12 protein-coding genes are annotated in these 19,461 nt (G+C 57.5%); all 12 read right to left on the bottom strand.

The features are described from left to right. Positions 1-21: 21 nt before the first annotated feature. Entirely contained in the window at positions 22-1,056 is a 1,035-nt protein-coding gene (locus AC4IC4_RS17085; protein ID WP_491471574.1) for a Gfo/Idh/MocA family oxidoreductase, read from the bottom strand. A gap of 58 nt (positions 1,057-1,114) precedes the next feature. Continuing rightward, complete coding sequence (locus tag AC4IC4_RS17090; protein WP_024908656.1) at positions 1,115-2,659, bottom strand: peptide MFS transporter; 1,545 nt, start codon at positions 2,657-2,659, stop codon at positions 1,115-1,117. A 300-nt stretch (positions 2,660-2,959) separates the two neighbouring features. Next, positions 2,960-4,435, bottom strand: a complete 1,476-nt coding sequence (gene der / locus AC4IC4_RS17095; protein WP_024908655.1) for a ribosome biogenesis GTPase Der — start codon at positions 4,433-4,435, stop codon at positions 2,960-2,962. A gap of 112 nt (positions 4,436-4,547) precedes the next feature. Then, complete coding sequence (gene bamB / locus AC4IC4_RS17100) at positions 4,548-5,726, bottom strand: outer membrane protein assembly factor BamB (protein ID WP_491471575.1); 1,179 nt, start codon at positions 5,724-5,726, stop codon at positions 4,548-4,550. Positions 5,727-5,736: 10 nt separating this feature from the next. Continuing rightward, positions 5,737-6,357, bottom strand: coding sequence for a YfgM family protein (locus AC4IC4_RS17105; RefSeq protein ID WP_024908653.1), 621 nt, complete (start codon positions 6,355-6,357; stop codon positions 5,737-5,739). A gap of 13 nt (positions 6,358-6,370) precedes the next feature. Next, entirely contained in the window at positions 6,371-7,645 is a 1,275-nt protein-coding gene (gene hisS / locus AC4IC4_RS17110; protein WP_179367089.1) for a histidine--tRNA ligase, read from the bottom strand. Positions 7,646-7,725: 80 nt separating this feature from the next. Then, complete coding sequence (ispG, locus tag AC4IC4_RS17115; RefSeq protein WP_023308814.1) at positions 7,726-8,844, bottom strand: flavodoxin-dependent (E)-4-hydroxy-3-methylbut-2-enyl-diphosphate synthase; 1,119 nt, start codon at positions 8,842-8,844, stop codon at positions 7,726-7,728. Positions 8,845-8,870: 26 nt separating this feature from the next. Beyond that, positions 8,871-9,884 carry a cytoskeleton protein RodZ gene (gene rodZ / locus AC4IC4_RS17120; RefSeq protein ID WP_024908652.1) on the bottom strand — a complete coding sequence of 338 codons (1,014 nt, stop codon included), beginning with the start codon at positions 9,882-9,884 and terminating at the stop codon, positions 8,871-8,873. A gap of 293 nt (positions 9,885-10,177) precedes the next feature. After that, complete coding sequence (rlmN, locus tag AC4IC4_RS17125) at positions 10,178-11,344, bottom strand: dual-specificity RNA methyltransferase RlmN (RefSeq protein ID WP_014171168.1); 1,167 nt, start codon at positions 11,342-11,344, stop codon at positions 10,178-10,180. A 169-nt stretch (positions 11,345-11,513) separates the two neighbouring features. After that, positions 11,514-11,945, bottom strand: a complete 432-nt coding sequence (gene ndk, locus AC4IC4_RS17130) for a nucleoside-diphosphate kinase (RefSeq protein WP_003860625.1) — start codon at positions 11,943-11,945, stop codon at positions 11,514-11,516. Between the two features lie 156 nt (positions 11,946-12,101). Next, positions 12,102-14,426: a peptidoglycan glycosyltransferase PbpC gene (gene pbpC / locus AC4IC4_RS17135; protein ID WP_248165381.1), complete on the bottom strand. Its 2,325-nt coding sequence runs from the start codon at positions 14,424-14,426 to the stop codon at positions 12,102-12,104. Between the two features lies 1 nt (position 14,427). Continuing rightward, complete coding sequence (locus AC4IC4_RS17140) at positions 14,428-19,380, bottom strand: alpha-2-macroglobulin family protein (RefSeq protein WP_491471576.1); 4,953 nt, start codon at positions 19,378-19,380, stop codon at positions 14,428-14,430. Positions 19,381-19,461: the final 81 nt, after the last annotated feature.

Raw genomic sequence — 19,461 nt, forward strand, 5'->3', positions numbered from 1 at the left:
GATAATTTTACCACGTCGCGGTCAGTGCGAGCCACGCAGCTGTTGCTGCAAGGTCAGCAGCAGCTCAACTTCCTCGATTCGGCGGCGCGTCGTGCGGCTCACTTCGTGCGGATCCCGTTCAAACAGGCTGTTGGCGCCCAGGATCTGCTCTGCAAGACAGTGCTCGTAGATCGAGCCGGGAATTGTCCAGCATTGGCGCGTGTCGCCATCGATCATCTCCAGTACATCTTCAGCGCCGCGCCGGTCGTAACTGATGGTCCGCCCGTCACGCAACCAGAGCCGTAAGCCTTTTTGCCCGCCAGCGGGTCCCGCATATTTATTAAGCCAGATATCCACCGGCACGCCGCTGATGCGGCCCTGCAGATGCGCCTCGCCCTCCGCCGTGGTCAGGTCGCCTTTTGCGATATCGCGGCCCAGTCGGTCTTTAGCCGTCACCACCTGTAACGTCATCTCATCATTCCCGCCCAGATAACGCACCGTTTCGCGCAGCATCGCCAGCACGTGCGTGCCGATATCCAGAATCACGCCGTCCGGGTGGCGAAGCGTTCGGGTGTCCGGCTCGCCGGTGGCAAAGTTAAGCGCGATGGGTTCCCCTACGGCGTTAACTCCGCTCGGCTCCTGCAAATAGCCGTCGATTTTGACGATATCAGAGACATTGCCAACCAGCGACCGCTTCACCGTTTCGATGCGCGCCATCCAGTGATCGAGCGCCAGCACGCGGGATGCGACGTCGGGGTTTGCCAGCAGCGCGTTGAGCTTTTCGATTTGGGCAAGCGTGGCGACAATCGGTTTTTCAACCACGATGCGGGAGACCGATGAGGCGAGAGCGTGTTCAAGCACCTCAAGATGGTGCAGCGACGCCGTGGTAATAAACAGGGTATCAAGCGGCTGGGAGAGGAGTTCAGCCAGTGTGGCACAACGCGTTACCCCCTCCGGCTGTTTTACGGGCTGGATATCAAAGCCTAAACAGTGAGAGAGATTATCAAAGCATTTTCGTATTGCGGGCAGGTAAGCTGTTTCAACGACTGCGCCAAGACCCACAAACCCTAACAGCATATTCTTACCTCGTTGAGTAAATTGCCGGGGCATAACGCCGCCCCGGCAAGCTCGAGGTTTATGAGGCGTTAGCTGCCGGTTTAGTCTGCGCATTTTCCAGCATGCGGCGTACCGGAACAATGAGGACGATCAGTACCGCGGCACAAATCAGCAGCGCGACGGAGCAGCGCGCAAAGAGATCCGGCAGCATATCCAGCTGGTCGGCCTTCACGTGGCCGCCAATCAGGCCCGCCGCCAGGTTACCCAGCGCGCTCGCACAGAACCACAGCCCCATCATCTGACCGCGCATTCTCTCCGGCGCCAGCAGCGTCATGGTCGCCAGACCAATCGGGCTCAGGCACAGTTCGCCGAGCGTCAGCATCAGGATGCTGCCCACCAGCCAGAACGGCGACACGCCCGCCCCACCGTTGCTCAGCACGTTTTGTGCTGCCAGCATCATCAGGCCAAAGCCCGCTGCGGCACACAAAATACCGATAACAAACTTGGTGATGCTGCTCGGGCGAATGTTCATGCTCGCCAGCTTCGGCCACGCCCAGCTGAACACCGGTGCCAGCAGGATGATGAACAGGGCGTTGATTGACTGGAACCACACCGCCGGGATTTCAAAATCGCCGATCATGCGGTTAGTGTAGTCGTTGGCAAACAGGTTGAACGAGGTTGGTTTCTGTTCGAACGCGGACCAGAAGAACGCCGCGGAGATCAGCAGAATAAAGCAAACCAGCAGTCTGGCGCGCTCTTTACGGTTCAGGCCCGCAAAAACAAACAGATAAATGAAGTAGAGGGCAACGGACGCCGCGATCACGTAGACCAGCACGCTGGCCACCGCGACCGGGTTAATCACAATCACGCCCTGCGCAATCAGCGTTACGATCGTTGCCACGCCAGCCGCCAGCGCCAGCAGCCAAACGCCCACGCCGTTACGCTTTACCACCGGGCTGTTCCAGGTTGAGTCAAGGCCAACTTCGCCGTCATAGCGTTTCATTGCCGGAACGGCAAACACGCGGAAGATAATCAGCGCCACCAGCATCCCGATACCGCCAATGCCAAAGCCCCAGTGCCAGCCGTGGGTTTTAATCAGCCAGCCGGAAATCAGCGGCGCGATGAACGAGCCCATGTTGATACCCATATAGAACAGCGAGAAGCCGCCGTCGCGACGCGCGTCGCCTTTTTTATACAGGGTACCGACCATCACCGAAATACAGGTCTTGAACAGCCCGGAGCCGAGCACGATGAACATCAGGCCGATAAAGAACAGGTTGTTCCCCATCACCGCCGAGAGCGCAATCGACAGGTGACCGAGCGCAATCAGAATCGAACCGTACCAGACGGCTCTCTGTTGACCGAGCCAGTTATCCGCCAGCCAGCCGCCCGGCAGCGCGGCCAGGTACATGGTACCGGCAAAGATACCGACAATCGCCGAGGCGTTTTCACGCGCCAGGCCCATCCCGCCGTCATAGACGGTGGCGGCCATAAACAGGATCAGTAACGGACGAATGCCGTAAAACGAGAAACGCTCCCACATCTCGGTGAAGAACAGGGAACCGAGCGGATACGGATGGCCGAAGAACGTTCGGCTCTCTTTTTGATTAACAGTGGATTGCATAATTCTCCCGAAAGGTATGTCGTCGTGCTTGTAAACACCAGCAGGTACGCCGGCCAGTTACGTATCTGGCCGATTTTTTACGTGCGGCGAAAAGTTAGTTAACCATTTGATAACCAGGCGCTAGTTTTGTCTAGTACCGGACCCTGGACTTTAAGACGAAAATTCGACGATTGTCTACTTTCTTAGATTTAAACATGGTTAAAAGTGAATAGTGATTGACTTCACACAGGGAAAACCGGCGGTATGATTGGGCAAAAAAAAGCCCGCGATAATCGCGGGCTTTCGTGAGAGCGGCAAAGCTTATTTGCTTTTCTTAATGTGCTTAATCAGGCGCTTACGCTTACGCATCTGGTTTGGCGTCAGGGTGTTGCGCTTGTTGGCGAACGGGTTTTCCCCTTCCTTGAACTGGATACGGATAGGCGTGCCCATCACGTCCAGCGATTTACGGAAGTAGTTCATCAGATAGCGCTTGTAGGAATCTGGCAGGTCTTTTACCTGGTTGCCGTGGATCACCACGATTGGCGGGTTATAACCACCGGCGTGGGCGTATTTCAGCTTCACGCGACGGCCGCGCACCAGCGGCGGCTGATGGTCTTCTGCAGCCATGTTCATGATGCGCGTCAGCATCGCGGTGCTCTGACGACGGGTGGAGCTGTCATACGCTTCACGCACGGATTCGAACAGGTTACCGACGCCGCTACCGTGCAGCGCAGAAATAAAGTGCACGCGGGCAAAGTCGATAAAGCCCAGACGGAAGTCGAGGGTCTCTTTAACCTGCTCACGCACTTCATTGCTCAGGCCATCCCATTTGTTGACCACGATAACCAGTGAGCGCCCACTATTGAGAATAAAGCCGAGCAGAGAGAGGTCCTGATCGGAGATCCCTTCGCGTGCGTCGATGACGAGCAGCACAACGTTGGCATCTTCGATCGCCTGCAGAGTTTTGATAACGGAGAATTTTTCCACCACATCGGTGATTTTCCCGCGCTTACGTACCCCGGCGGTGTCGATGAGGACATACTCACGCTCATCGCGCTGCATAGGAATGTAAATACTGTCGCGGGTGGTGCCCGGCATGTCGTAAACGACCACGCGCTCTTCACCCAGAATACGGTTAGTAAGCGTAGACTTACCTACGTTTGGACGGCCCACGATTGCCAGCTTGATCGGCAGATCCTGCGGGTTGAAGTCGTCTTCAGGCTCTTCTTCTTCGCCCTCTTCTCCGTCTTCGAACTGCGCCCAGTATTCAGCGTCTTCGTCTACTTCTTCCGGCGGGTTCACTTCGTCAACCCACGGCAGCAGAACGGTTTCCAGCAGGCTGGTGACGCCACGGCCATGCGATGCCGCAATCGGGTAGATTTCACCCAGGCCCAGAGACCAGAAATCCGCGATGGCCTGATCGGCATCGATGCCGTCGGTTTTGTTCGCCACCAGGAAGGTCGGTTTTTCGCGTGAACGCAGGTGCTTAGCGATAGCGGAGTCCGCCGGCATCAGGCCAGCGCGAGCATCCACCATGAACAGCACCACATCCGCTTCTTCAATCGCCAGCAGCGACTGTTCCGCCATGCGGGTTTCAACGCCGTCTTCTGTGCCGTCAATACCACCGGTATCAATACAGATGAACTCGCGTCCTTCCACCTCTGCACGACCGTACTTACGGTCACGCGTCAGCCCCGGGAAATCCGCAACCAGCGCATCACGGGTGCGTGTTAAACGGTTAAAAAGAGTGGATTTTCCAACGTTAGGGCGCCCGACAAGCGCGACCACAGGTACCATGTTTGAAGCCTCATAAAATTCAAAATAACGTCGCTTTCGCGGCGTTTTTAAAAATGTCAAAACGGCTCCTGAGTGAACAGGAGCCGTTTAGTATACTACAACCGCCGGGTAATTAACGCGTGATCGCGTACAGCGTGCCGTCTTTTGCCTGAATCAGCAGCTTGCCATCGGCCACAACCGGGTCGGTCAGGAAACCAGAGCTGTCGACTTTTTGCTGTGCAACAAAGCGGCCGTTATCCGGATCGATCCAGTGCATATACCCTTCGCTATCGCCCACAACCAGGCTACCGTTGTACAACGCTGGCGAGGTCAGCAGACGGTGCAGCAGATCGCTTTGCGTCCACAGCGTTACGCCGCCTTCGGTGCTCAGGGCCAGCAGACGGTCGTTCTGGTCAACCATATAGATACGGTTACCCTCAACGATGAAATCGTTCACAGAGCCCAGCTCACGTTTCCACATGATCTGGCCGCTGCGCAGATCCAGCGCGGTCAGATTGCCGTTATAGGCCAGCGCGTAAACCACACCGTTAATGATGACCGGCGTTGTGTCTACGTCGCTCAGACGGTCAATTTCCGTTGAGCCAGTGGCCTGAGAGATACGCTGCTGCCAGATCATCTGGCCCTGCTGCATCAGCACTGCGCTCACGCGACCGTTGTCACCGCCCACAATGGCCGCACCAAATGCGGTAGCCGGAGCGGATTCGCCGCGCAGAGAGAGCGCTGGCATATCCAGGTTAACGGTCCATTTCACCAAACCGTCCGCTTCGTTCAGCGCCTGCAGCTGGCCGTTGCTGGTATGAATCAGCACCAGGCCATCACTCACCACCGGACGCGACAGGGATTCACCCGCCACGGTTGTTTGCCAGGCAATGGAGCCGTCGCTGCTGTTCAGGGCATAAACCTGCGCTTTTTCGCTGCCCACGTAGACGTGGCCACCGGCAACGGTCAGGCCGCCAGACAGCAGTGCAGGTTTACGCGAGAACCAGCCGTCTTTTTCCGCCAGGTTAACGGACCAGACTTCTTTCCCATCATCGGCGTTCACCGCTTTCACGGTACCTTTGCGGTCAGCGGCATAGACAACGCTGTCTGCATAGGCCGGATGAAGGTTGGAATAGAAATCACCAATCCCACTGCCCACGGAGACATCCCACGCGGTGGATGGGGTAAACTGGTTTTCAACCGTCGGCAGTGGGGACATTTTCACAACGTCTTCTTCGCCACTGAACAGTGAACAACCACTCAATAACGTAACAGAAAGCAGTCCTGGCAGAAGTAATTTACGCAATTGCATCGGGTCCCTCTCAGACGGACAAATTATTTATTTTCATCTGCATCATTTCGCTCAGCGCAGGTGAAGCATTGCTCTCTACGCCAGCTTGCCACGCTTTACGCGCGCCCGCTTTGTCACCTTTGCTCAGCAGTGCTTCACCGCGCAGATCGGCAACGATGGCAGCAAAGCCTTCGCCTTTGATGGTATCGAGCGTTTTCAGCGCATCGTCAGCTTTCTTCTGCTGAACCTGAATACGTGCCAGGCGCAGATTGATCACCGCTTTCAGGTTATCATCGCTGGCCGCAGCAAGGCTCTGAGAGAGCTGAGCAGCGGCTTTATCCAGTTCGTTCTTATCAACGTACTGCTGAGCCACTTCCAGCGCAGCCAGTGCACCGTAGGTGTTTTTGTTGTCAGCCGCAAATTTCTCTGCCGCCGTCAGCGTTTGCGGCTGATCGGCACGAATTGCGCTAACGGTATTTTCATAGGACAGGGACGCGCCGCGCGCGGAATCTGCCTGATGATTGTTCCAGTAACGCCAGCCCACCAGCGCACCGACACCTAAAATAACCCCAACAACCAGCGCTTTGCCGTTTTCAACAAAGAAGCGTTTAATCGCGTCGACCTGATCGTGTTCGTTCTCGTAAATTTCCACGCAGTCCTTCTCCTTAGCCCAATAGAGTGCGCAAGTGCGCCGCAACGCCGTCCTGCGTTACCGTTGTCTGCTCACCAGAGCGCAGGTCCTTCACCACCACTTCGCCGTTAGCCACTTCGGACTCGCCCAGCACCAGTGCAATACTTGCGCCCCACTTATCGGCACGAGCAAACTGTTTTTTGAAGTTGCCGCCGCCATGGTTGGTCATCAGCTTAACGCCCGGCAGCGCATCGCGCACGCGTTCGGCAAGCTGCATCGCCGCAGACTGCGTTTCCGCGCCTGAGGCCACCAGGTATATATCGACAACGGATTCTGCTTTAAATTCCGGATTAACTGCCTGAACCAGCAAAACAAGTCGCTCGAGGCCCATAGCAAAGCCCACAGCAGGCGCTGCGCGACCGCCAAGTTGCTCAACCAGACCGTCATAACGGCCGCCCGCGCATACGGTGCCCTGAGAGCCGAGGCTGGTGGTCACCCACTCAAACACGGTACGGTTGTAGTAGTCCAGACCGCGCACCAGGCGCTGATTCACGGTATAGGCGATGCCTGCCGCTTCAAGCAGCTTGCACAGGCCCGCGAAGTGTTCGCGAGATTCTTCATCCAGGTAGTCGCCCAGCGCAGGCGCATCGTTCAGCAGTGCCTGAACATCCGCGTTTTTGGAATCCAGAACGCGCAGCGGGTTGCTGTACATGCGACGTTTGCAGTCTTCGTCCAGCTTCTCTTTATGCTGTTCCAGGAACGCAACCAGCGCATCGCGGTAGTTAGCGCGAGCTTCCAGAGAACCGATAGAGTTCAGCTCAAGGGAAACGTGATCGGCGATACCGAGCGCACGCCACCAGCGGGCGGTCAGCATAATCAGTTCGGCGTCGATGTCCGGGCCCTGCAGACCAAAGACTTCCACACCCAGCTGATTGAACTGGCGATAACGACCTTTCTGAGGACGTTCGTGGCGGAACATCGGGCCGATATACCACAGGCGCTGCTCCTGATTGTACAGAAGACCATGTTCGATGCCGGCGCGTACGCAGCCCGCCGTACCTTCCGGACGCAGGGTCAGGCTGTCGCCGTTGCGGTCCTCAAAGGTGTACATCTCTTTTTCAACCACGTCGGTGACTTCACCAATCGCGCGTTTGAATAACGGGGTCTGCTCTACAATCGGCAAACGGATTTCGCTGTAACCGTAGCTGCCGAGCACCTGCTTCAGTGTGCCTTCAATGCGCTGCCAGATGGCGGTTTCGCCAGGCAGATAATCGTTCATGCCGCGGATGGCTTGAATGTTTTTTGCCACGTTTATTCTCTTTCTATATACAAAAAAAACCCAAAGAATGGGTTCAATCATACATGGGAAGCGGCACGCTTCCCATCACGTTATTTTTCAACCTGCTGAACGCTGATACGCTGTGTTTCGTCCATCATGGCGGCTTTGGCGCGGATGCGGGCTTCAAGCTGGTCGATCATGTCGCTATTATCCAGACGATCTTTACGAACGCCATCTTCATAGAGACCACTTTTCTTGTTACCGCCGGTTACGCCCAGGGTTGACACCAGTGCTTCACCCGGACCGTTTACCACACAGCCAATGATGGAAACGTCCATCGGGGTGATAATGTCTTCCAGACGTTGCTCAAGGGCATTCACCGTCCCGATCACATCAAACTCCTGACGTGAGCAGGTTGGGCAGGCAATGAAGTTGATCCCGCGCGCGCGAATACGCAGTGATTTCAGAATATCGAAACCGACTTTGATCTCTTCGACCGGATCGGCCGCCAGCGAGACGCGCAGGGTGTCACCGATCCCTTCAGAGAGCAGCAGCCCCAGACCGATCGCGGATTTTACAGAGCCGCTGCGCAGGCCGCCCGCTTCGGTGATCCCGAGGTGCAGAGGCTGGTCGATCTGCTTTGCCAGCAGGCGGTAAGATTCTACGGCAAGGAACACGTCGGACGCTTTTACGCTGACCTTGAACTGATCGAAGTTGAGACGATCGAGATGATCGACGTGGCGCATCGCGGATTCGAGCAGCGCCTGCGGCGTAGGCTCACCGTATTTTTCCTGCAGATCTTTTTCCAGGGAACCGGCGTTAACGCCAATACGGATAGGAATATTTTTATCGCGGGCGCAGTCCACAACCATGCGGATACGCTCTTCGTTACCGATGTTGCCCGGGTTAATACGCAGGCAATCGACGCCGTATTCGGCCACTTTCAGTGCGATGCGGTAGTCGAAGTGGATATCAGCCACCAGCGGAACGCTGACCTGCTGTTTGATCAGTTTGAACGCCTCAGCGGCATCCATGGTTGGGACGGAGACGCGAACAATGTCCGCGCCTACACGTTCTAATGCTTTGATTTGATTGACCGTCGCTTCCACATCGGTGGTGCGCGTGTTGGTCATCGACTGAACGGCGATAGGTGCCCCATCGCCGATTGGCACATTCCCAACGTAAATCCGTTTCGATTTTCTACGTTGAATCGGAGCCTGGTTATGCATGAAAAATCTCCCGCGTTGCCCGTCTGTTACTGTGCTGCTGATTGTTCGGCATTAACGGTAAGACGTGCAACCTGGTTAGTTCTGATAAAGCGGCTCAGGTCGACAGGTTTTCCTTGATACTGGATCTGTACCGCTGCCGGAGCGCCGATTTTAAGTTTATAAGGAGCCTGGCCGGTTAGGTTTAACGTGCCATCTTTACGCTGCAGGCCGCTGAACAGTTTTTTACCTGTCGCGTCAGTTACTTCCAGCCAGCAGTCGGCGCTGAAGTTCATCACCAGCGCGTTGGGATCGGCTGCTGTCGCCGTACCCGCCGGGCTGGTTGGCAGAGTCGCTGCGCTATTGTCTGCAGGCTGAGTAGCCGCAGGCGCGTTCGCCGCCGTATCAACATTCGCCTGAGAAGGGGCAACAACCGCGTTTTGATCCTGAGCCTGCGGCGCAGCGGTGTTAGCCGTTGCTGCCGGGGCCTGTGCTGCACCGGTCGCCGACGCGTCTGGCGCTGCGGTCTGTGGCTCGCTGGAGGACGCTGCGCCGTCGGTATTCAGCGGCACGCTCTGGCCGTTCTCACTTCCGGCCTGGTTGAGTTCGGCCGAGGATTGATCGGCCATGGTGGTGATCTCTTCCTGCTGCGCCTTGTGGTTTTGCCACCACCATGCACCGGTCAGACCGATGACCACAAACAGCACCAGCCAGGTAAAGCTCATCAGCCAGCCATCACGTTTTTTACGACGTTTCCCCAGGGAGAAGGTCTGCATCGGCGCAACTTTTGCTGCACGGACCGGCGCCTGCTTCTCCATCATTGGCAGTAATTCGTTTTCGGGGATGTGCACCAGTTTTGCGTAAGAGCGGATATAACCGCGCAAGAACGTTGAAGCCAGATCGGCAGGCGCCTTATCTTCTTCAATATCGCGAACCGTGGAAACCTTCAGGCACAAGCGTTCCGCAACGGCTTGCTGGCTGAGTCCGAGTTGTTCACGGGCGTTGCGAAGACGAACGCCAGTGGAGAGTGCTTCATGTTGGTCGTGAGTGGCTTCAGTATTCATTCGCTACAACTACTGGTACGTGAAAAATAAGGGTTCAGGCGCCGGTGAGTCACAATGCCACCCGCACCGCGAAACTTCTGGTCAGTTAACCTTGAACAGAGAGTATAAGACTGTCAGCCCGGAGATGACAGTACAGCCCTGCCCGTACGGCTAAACTGTTGTTACGTCGTTACATACTGCCCGAAAGTCGAATGAAACGCACCGTAATTATTGATCAGTCATCACGAATCTGACTGATTATTCAGTAAGGTTATGCTTCACGGCGCAGATAATGCGCCGCGAGTGCATAATAATCAAACAGCTTTAACCGCGATCGTCTCGCCCTGCATGCGTTTACGCAGGGTACGTTTAGTACGGTCAATGACATCACCTGCCAGCTGTCCGCATGCGGCATCAATGTCATCACCACGGGTTTTACGCACGATGGTGGTGAAACCATACTCCATCAGCACCTTGGAGAAACGGTCGATACGGCTGTTCGAGCTACGGCCATACGGCGCGCCCGGGAACGGGTTCCATGGGATCAGGTTGATTTTGCACGGCGTATCTTTCAGCAGTTCAGCCAGCTGATGCGCATGTTCGGTGCCGTCGTTGACGTGATCCAGCATCACGTACTCGATGGTCACGCGGCCCTGGTTGGCGTTGGATTTCTCCAGGTAGCGACGTACGGCAGCGAGGAAGGTTTCGATATTGTACTTTTTGTTGATCGGCACAATTTCGTCACGAATTTCATCGTTTGGCGCATGCAGGGAGATCGCCAGCGCAACGTCAATCATGTCGCCAAGCTTGTCCAGCGCAGGCACAACGCCTGAGGTAGACAGCGTGACGCGACGCTTGGACAGACCAAAGCCAAAGTCATCCAGCATGATTTCCATCGCCGGAACAACGTTGGTCAGGTTCAGGAGCGGCTCACCCATCCCCATCATCACCACGTTGGTGATAGGGCGCGTGCCGGTTACTTTTGCCGCGCCCACGATTTTCGCGGCACGCCAGACCTGGCCGATAATTTCTGACACGCGCAGGTTACGGTTAAAGCCTTGCTGCGCGGTTGAGCAGAATTTGCACTCCAGCGCACAGCCAACCTGGGAGGAGACGCACAGCGTCGCGCGGTCTTCTTCCGGGATGTAGACAGTTTCAACGCGCTGATCGCCGACCGCAATCGCCCATTTGATAGTGCCATCTGCGGAGCGCTGCTCTTCCACCACTTCCGGTGCGCGGATTTCAGCCACTTCTTTGAGCTTGTTGCGCAGGACCTTGTTGATGTCAGTCATGTCATCAAAATTGTCGCTGCAGTAATGGTACATCCACTTCATGACCTGATCGGCACGAAACGGCTTTTCGCCCATCTCTTTAAAGAACTCGCGCATCTGCTGACGGTTCAGATCCAGCAGGTTGATTTTTCCATTTTTATTGGGAACCGCAGGAATGGCGACTTCGGAGGTATTCACTAGTTCAGACATAATATTTTCCGGCCTCGTTGTTACACGTTATGGCCCATGGAGGGTTGAATAGAAACGCCCCGGAAAGCGGTCTGCTCGTCCGGGGCGTTGCATTGTACAAAGTCTGGCGCAGGGATGCCACGTCTGGACGCGGCATTTACGAAAATAATGTGTAAACGAAACCGTTAAATTAACGGGTACGTGGACACACTTCGCCTTCTGCGAAGAAGAAAGCGATTTCGCGTGCAGCAGATTCAACAGAGTCAGAACCGTGGGTGCCGTTCTCGGTGAAGCTGTCAGCGTAGTCAGCGCGCAGAGTACCTGCCAGCGCGTTGTCCGGGTTGGTTGCGCCCAGCAGGTCGCGGTGACGCTGTACTGCGTTTTCGCCTTCCAGCACGGATACCACGATTGGACCGGAGGTCATGAACTCCACCAGGCCGTCAAAGAATGGACGACCTTCGTGCTCTGCATAGAAGCCGCGAGCCTGCTCAACGGTCAGGTGCAGCATTTTGGTGCCAACAATTTTGAACCCTGCAGATTCAAAGCGAGCGAAGATGCTGCCAATAACGTTTTTTGCCACCGCGTTTGGTTTGATGATGGAAAAAGTACGTTCAATAGCCATGATAACCTCTGTCAATGTTCTGTTGTTTTGCATACCTGAGTATGGTGTGGCGCGGATTATAATGAGCAATAGCGCCATTGCCTATGGATTCAGGTAACATTTTTTTAAAATAAGACGAGTTTTAGCAACAGCTCACATCTGAAAGCTGTTTTCAGATCACTGCAGCGTAAAATTCACCGTCGCGACTTGCCCGGTCTCATCCATAACGAGTAACTGATAATCGCCCGACTTATCAAGCTGTAATGTGTAAACCCTTCCCTTCACACTCAGCGGTTCACCGTTCAAAAACCACCAGCGCTCACCGCTGTTGCCGGTCGCCTGAAGCGGTAGCGAAACGCGGGATTCACCCGGCAGACGTTTGATAACGGCCCCTTCGCGTACGCCTGTCAGGATGAGTGGCGCAGGTGAGTCCTGCGACAGCGGAGGACAGGTTGTTGATGAAGGCGGGATCCGTACCGCGCGACGCTCGGTTGCGGGCAGCCACGGTTCCAGCGGCAGCGGCCAGACATCCAGGACTTTTTCAGTTGCATCAGGGCAATCTGCCGCCACACGTTTACCCGTTTTATCCAGCCAGACCGGGAAACGAATGCCGCGTATGCCTTCCTGCTCCGGCAACAGCAGCGTGGGCGGTTCACCGCCTTCCAGAAGCCAGGTCGACAGGCGACGTCGACAGTTTTCACTGCCTTCCGGCAGCGGCTGGCCACCCGGCCAGCAGATCACGCCCCGCCCGACGCTCTCCGGACGCGGGTCGCGAGGCAGGCGGGCTTCGTCTACCGTTGAGCGCGACTGAAGCAGGTTATTGACCTGGTTTAATAGCGGAACCGCGCTGGCAAACCCAAACTGCCCCGCCACCGGCGTGCCGTCCGGTCGTCCGGTCCAGATGCCAATCACGTAGCGGGCATTCAAACCGATGGCCCAGGCATCACGGTAGCCGTAGCTGGTGCCGGTTTTCCATGCCAGCGGCGCAACCTGCGGTAGTGCATTATCCGGTAGCGGCTGCGCTTCATTGGCCAGAATACGGCGAATAATCCACGCCGAGCCTGGTGATAACAGCGGACGTTCAGTCAGCGGATCGCCCGGCTGCAGGCGCAGCCGTCCCGCCTTACCGTGTCGGGCAAAGGCACTGTAGGCAGCGGCGATATCTGCCAGCCGCGCGCCTGCCCCACCGAGGATCAGAGAAAGATTCGGCTGCGCCCCCGCGGGCAGGATCAGCGGCAAACCTGCGTTACTGAGCATACCGGCAAATCGTTTTGGTCCGTAGGCTTCCAGCACCTGTACCGCGGGCAGGTTGAGGGAGCGCACCAGCGCTTCACTCATACTGACCGGCCCGTGGAACCCGCTGTCAAAATTTCCGGGGCGATAATCACTGGTTTTTCTGGGAACGTCCTGAAGCAGCGAGGCGGGATGGATCAGGCCATCGTCCAGCGCCATACCGTAGATAAAGGGCTTCAACACCGATCCCGGGGATCGGATCGCATTGACCATATCCACGTGGCTAAAACGACTGTCATCGTTAATATCCACCGATCCAACCCAGCCGCGCACTTTCATATCGGTATGATCGACCACGATCATCGCCAGCGAGCTGCGTGCCGGCAGGCGGGATTTCCAGTTCATCGCCAGTTCTTCCAACTGCCGCTGCAACCCGGCATCCAGCGTGGTGACTATTTTCGTGTCGCGGCTTTTGCCGAGCATCATGCGCGCAAAGAGCGGCGCCAGCTGCGGCATCTGCCGGGGCGCCAGCCATACCGATTCTTCCCGTGATTCTTTGACCTGCTTCGCGGACCAGACGCCCTGCGTCGCCATGCGGTCGAGCACTTTATTGCGCGCCGCTTCGGCCCGTTCAGGCCAGCGATCCGGGCGTAAACGACTGGGTGCCTGCGGCAGCACCGCCAGCAGCGCCGCGTCGGAATAGCTGAGCTGCGACGGCGGCTTGCCCAGATACGTCCAGCTTGCCGCCCCGACGCCCTGCAGCGTACCGCCAAACGGCGCGCGGTTGAGATAGAGCGTCAGGATGTCGCGTTTAGAGAGGTGCCACTCCAGCTGCATCGCCCGCCAGAGCTGACGAATTTTGCCGCCAAAGGTGCGCGGATGCGGGTCCAGCAGACGTGCCACCTGCATGGTCAGCGTACTGCCGCCAGAGACGACTTTGCCAGAACTGAGATCCTGCCAGGCGGCGCGCAGGACAGAGAGCGGGTTTACGCCGGGGTGATCCCAGAACCAGCGATCTTCGTACTGGATCAGCGCCTCAAGATAACGGGGAGAGACCTCTTCGATCGTCACCGGATAGCGCCAGATCCCGTCGCTGTCCGCAAAGCGCCACAGCGGCGTGCCCTTCTCATCCACCACCACCCGGGCGGGGTTAACCTCTTTCAGAGGCAACGGCCACAGGCGGTCGGCGGCGACAATCAGCCCCCATAAAACGAGAAGCGCTCCCGCCAGCCACAGCCAGCGGGAGCGTGTCAAACGTGCCATTCGCATATTACGGAACAACAATCAGCGGGCCACTGGCCGCCCCCGTTGCCCGCCACTGCGGCACATACATAGACTCGACCATCGGCACCGGCACCTGGTAGGTTCCTGGCGTCACGGCACGGGCCAGATAGACCAGCGTGACCGGCTGACCTTCGTTTACCGGCACGGCAGCCACAAAGCGGTCATCGCGGAATTCCATATGCTGAATATCCGCCTGCTGCATCTGGCTGAGCAGGTTCTGCACTTCGCTACCGCTGTCCTGCAGGCTGGCGCTGCTGCTTGCCAGGTTCTGGTTTTCCAGCTCCAGACCCGCAGGGAGGAGATCCACCACCAGCGCGTCCGGCACGTTCTGGCTGGCTTTAACTTCCAGCCACACCAGCACCAGTTCGCCGCTCTTCAGGGAAGAAAGCGATTTACTGCTGCCATCGGTTGCCAGGATATGACGTTCAACCTGCAGCACGTTCGAGCTCGGTTGAGGGGCATAGTCAGGGTAACCGGTGCTGTCCAGACGCACCCACAGCGGTGTCGTTCCGGTATTGGTGACCTGCAGCGCGCCAAGCTGGTCGCCGTTCACGTTTTGCACCAGTGACTTATCGCCGCCTGATGCGGTCTCAGACAGAGAGGTTTTCGCCTGCCATGTACCGGACAAGGTTTGCAACGAACGTCCTGCCAGGAACAGCGCGTTGCTCTCCTGCGTTGACAGCCAGCGCTGGCTGAAGGCCTGTTCAGACAGGGTATTCAGCAGCGTATTTTGCGCATCCGGCAGCAGCTTGTACTCCTCGAGAAGAGAGAGCATCAGCGCGTTATCGCGAAGCTGGCTGCCATAATCGGCCATCCAGTTTTTGCTGTCGTTACGCGGCGTTTTAAGTGCCAGGTCCAGCGCCTGCTGGCTGCGCGGCGCATCGCCCATCAGTTTGAGCGCCATGCCCAGCTGCATCAGCGGCAGACCGGAAGCCGCCTGTCCGTGACGATCCCAGATTTCACGCAGCGCGCCCAGCGGCGCTTTCTGCTGACGTGCCAGCACCAGCGCGGCATAGGCCTGCACGGCGAACTTGCTGGCCTGAGTATCGTCGCTATAGCGAATGGACATCATGCCCGGATCCTGCAGATAGCGCAGCAGGCGGCTATTGGCGTTATTCACTGCATCTGCAGGCACGCTGTAACCCTGCTCGCCCGCACGGACCAGGAAGTCGGTCACGTAGGCCGTCAGCCAGTACTCTTCCGGACCGTTTTTATCCCACAGCGCGAAACCACCGTCTTCACGCTGCATCTGCAGCAGACGGGAGATGCCAATATCAATCGCTGCACGGCGCTTGTCATCGGTGTCGCCCTTGATGCCAAGTGCAGTAAGCTGCGCCGCGTTGGTGTAGAGCGACGGGAACAGTCCGCTGGTGGTTTGCTCCAGGCATCCGTACGGGTAGGCCTGCAGTTCACGAATATAGCGCGCCAGGTTGAGCGGTGGTTTGCCGCTCAGCAGCAGTTGCCCCTGCAGGGTGGCAGGAGAGAAACCTTTGCTATGCTGCGCCGGTGCGGTCCAGGATTCGCCGGGGTTCAGCATGGCACCGGTATTCACCGTCTGCGCCGGGAACGCCGGACGCACGCCGATTTTCCAGCTCTTTTGCTGCGGTGCGAAAGTCTCGCCCGGAAGCTGCAGACCGGTCACCTGCGCGGTCACTTCACCGTCACCATAACCGTCCAGTGCGCGCACGGGAATAAACAGCGTGCTGCGCGCCCCTGGCGGCAACTGAACCGGCTGCGGCTGCGCGCCTTCCAGCACCAGTTTGCCGGTAGAGGTCAGGGCAACGTTCAGCGTTTGCGGCTGGTCGGTCAGGTTAGTGATATCCAGCGTCAGCCGCGAGGTATCCCCGCTTGCCAGGAAGCGTGGCGTGTTCAGCTCGGTAATGACCGGCGCGGCCACAATAATTTTGCTTTCGCTGCTGCCGAAATCCTCTTCCGTCCAGGCCTGCGCCATCAGACGCAGCTCGCCGTTGAAGTCTCCAATCGGCAATGTAATCGTGCCTTCCCCGTTGGCATCCAGCGTGACCGGCTGTGCCTGCTGGGCAATAATGGTGACGTGGTTCACCGGCGGTTTTCCACCGCGCTTCAGCTCATCACCGTCACCACCAAAGCGCAGCGCTGCCAGGCGGCCCTGCCCTTCAATGACCTGGCCGTAGATATCGTAAATATCCGCGCCGTAGCGCTTCTGACCAAAGAAAGCCTGCCACGGATCCGGCGTGACGTAATCGGTAATGTTCAGCACGCCGCTGTCCACCGCCGAGACCAGAACGTTCACCTTCTGCGGGACGGCCCCCTCTTTCACGCTGGCTTTCACCTTCACCGAGAGCGTCTGGTTTGGACGCATCTTCTGCGGGTTATCAAGCGCAATATTCAGGCGGCGATTTTCGTCGCCCATAGGCAGATGCAGCAGGCCAACCGCGCGTTTCGGCGTGGCAGATTTGGATTTATCCCCAGGCCGTACCACCAGCGTACTCAGGTAGAGATCGTGACGTTTCCAGGCCTTGTCGACCGGGATAGCGAGATCCAGCCCGTTTGCCGGTACGTCGATCTCCTTCCACCACAGCGGCCCTTCGCTGGACTCGATCATCGCATAGCCCTTGCCTGCGGCTGGCGCGGCAATGTGCAGGTTGATGGTGTCGCCCGGCTGATAGGCTGGCTTATCCAGCTTCAGCGTCACGCGGTCAGGGCGCGCAGCCCCGGTGCCGTCGCTGTTATCCTGCCAGCTATACCCTGCCCAGAAGCGTACGCTGCTGACCATCTCATCAGGCGCTTTCACCTCCAGACGGTATGAACCCCACTCCACCGGGAAGGTGACTTTACCCGTTTCGTCGGCCTTGAGCGTCAACTCCTGCTCGCCTTCGACCAGGTCTTTCTGATCGAACTGAGACTGCCAGCCTTCGCTCTCAGACCAGTTCCAGAAGTAGTCACGGCGCTCGCGGATCAGGCGAACCTGCAAACCGGACACCGCTTTTTTCGCGCCGCTGGCATCGGCGTAAACGATATCGAAGCTGGCGTTGCCGTTCTCGTCAACAATCGGCTGGTTGACGGTGGTATCGGTGCGGTAGTCGTAAACGGCTTTACTGGCGAACTGAGGGCGAATACCCGGCAGCTCAGCCGCTGGCCAGATGGCCTGCTCAGCGCGACGCGTTACCGGGCGGCCGCCGGACTCCAGCAGGCTGGCCTGCAGAATCAGCTGCAGCGGAGAGTGCACTTCTTTCCACTGGCTTTCGGTAGAAACCTGTCCACGCCCCTGCTCATCCAGCGTAAGCTGCACCTCATCCAGGCTGCGGCTCAGGTTCTCCTCGGCGATATCGCCAAACTGGAAGCCCGGCAGCGCTGCCACCGCGTCACGCAGCGGACGCAGGAAGAGCTGGCCCTGCAGAGAATTACCGTTGGCCGGAGCGCCATACAGGTAATAGCCCACCACGTTAAAGTCCACGTTATCCTGCGGTGAAACCGGCGTTTTTTGTCCGCTCAGGTTGAGCGCCATGCGCTCTGGCATGAAGTCTTCGACGTGGAAGTCCCACAGGCGCTGCAGGTTATCGCCGGTGTTGGCGCGGATATGCCACATACCGGTCTGCGCCCCGCTGTCCAGCGGATAGTTAAAGCGATAGAGACCGTTCTCTGGCTTGACGACAATCGTACGAGCGACCTGTCCATCCGGACGCAGCACGTCGAGCTTCACAGGCTGATCCGGAAGTGGCTTACCGTCACTGTCGCGCAGCAGACCGTTGAGGATCACCGTTTCACCTGGGCGGTAGAGATCGCGTGGGCCAAACATAAAGAACTGCTTGCTGTAGCCCGGGCTCCCTGCGATATCAAACTCCGCCAGATCAAGAGCCGGCAGCTTGAGATCGAGCAGCGTGGTCTGGCCATCTTTACTGGCCAGGATCAGCGCGGCCTCTTTGTCGGTCTCAAGCTTTGCGTGGCCATCGCCGTCGCTTTTCGCTTCGGCAAGCGTCTGCCCTTTATCGTTCAACAGGGTAACGGTGACGCCGGACTGCGCCGCACCGTTTTCCAGGCTCTGGGTGAAGATGTCCAGGCGGTTGTGATAACGGTGAGCGGACAAGCCGATATCGCTCAGGGTAAAGAGCGTCGCGGCGTTGCTGTAGTTGTAGTGCCCGGCCTGGTTCATGACCGCGATATAAACGCCAGACTGCTGGAGAGGTTTAATATCCTTCAGGGGCAGCAGCAATTTTTCGCGCGTATTGCGCGCCGGATTAAGATCGAATCGACCGGTGTAAACCAGCTCCGCCATCTTAAGCAGGTTATCGGACTCCCAGTTGGTCAGCGAGTTGCGGTACTCCCACTGGCTGACAAGGGAAGCCAGCGATTCCGGCTTCACGCGGTAAAAGTTGACGTCAACATTGTTGACGTTGAGCGCCATCACCGGCAGACCTTCCACCACCTTACCCGGCAGCAGCGAGCCGCGGCTGGCAAAACCAACGGTGGGTTCAACGTCCCGGGTGGTCAGGGCTTTCTCATAATCAATGCCGAACGTCGCCTTGTTCAGCGCCTGCAGGCCCCGTTCAACGGTGACGACCAGGTTGCGGTTGGGCTCAAGATGGCGCAGGCGAAGCTCTTTCAGGTTAGGCGCAAGTTCCCACGCCCCGTCAACCTTGCCGCTTTTTTTATCCACGACGTGCACGGTTTTCGCGAAATCCTGATCGGGATTCAGCGGAACCGAGAATGTCAGCACCAGCGTGGCGGCACCGTCGAGCTGGACTTCTGAGGTATCCAGCAGGGTCAGCGCTTTTCCCTGACTCTGGGCGGCCAGCTTAGCCAGCGTTTCAGCAGTGGGCTTTTCGGCGGCTTTCAGTGTGGATGCGGTGGATGCCGCGGGAGCCGCAGCCTGAGATTTGTCGTCGCTGTTATCACAGCCGACAAGCGTAAACGTGGTAAGCAGCGCAAGAGAGAGCGCGGCTAAGCGAAACGGTTTCATCCTTTGTCCCTGGCCCATGGAGCCTGTTGGTCGTCGTCCGGATAAGTATTATCCGCAAGTTTCATTAATTCAAAAAGTCCA

Source organism: Enterobacter sp. Taxon_2 (assembly GCF_058355295.1).

Coding starts and splice junctions, on each gene's coding strand:
- ndk (WP_003860625.1), bottom strand. CDS start 11,945: ATGGCTATTGAACGTACTTTTTCCATCATCAAACCAAACGCGGTGGCA.
- der (WP_024908655.1), bottom strand. CDS start 4,435: ATGGTACCTGTGGTCGCGCTTGTCGGGCGCCCTAACGTTGGAAAATCC.
- ispG (WP_023308814.1), bottom strand. CDS start 8,844: ATGCATAACCAGGCTCCGATTCAACGTAGAAAATCGAAACGGATTTAC.
- AC4IC4_RS17140 (WP_491471576.1), bottom strand. CDS start 19,380: ATGAAACCGTTTCGCTTAGCCGCGCTCTCTCTTGCGCTGCTTACCACG.
- AC4IC4_RS17085 (WP_491471574.1), bottom strand. CDS start 1,056: ATGCTGTTAGGGTTTGTGGGTCTTGGCGCAGTCGTTGAAACAGCTTAC.
- rodZ (WP_024908652.1), bottom strand. CDS start 9,884: ATGAATACTGAAGCCACTCACGACCAACATGAAGCACTCTCCACTGGC.
- pbpC (WP_248165381.1), bottom strand. CDS start 14,426: ATGCGAATGGCACGTTTGACACGCTCCCGCTGGCTGTGGCTGGCGGGA.
- AC4IC4_RS17090 (WP_024908656.1), bottom strand. CDS start 2,659: ATGCAATCCACTGTTAATCAAAAAGAGAGCCGAACGTTCTTCGGCCAT.
- bamB (WP_491471575.1), bottom strand. CDS start 5,726: ATGCAATTGCGTAAATTACTTCTGCCAGGACTGCTTTCTGTTACGTTA.
- rlmN (WP_014171168.1), bottom strand. CDS start 11,344: ATGTCTGAACTAGTGAATACCTCCGAAGTCGCCATTCCTGCGGTTCCC.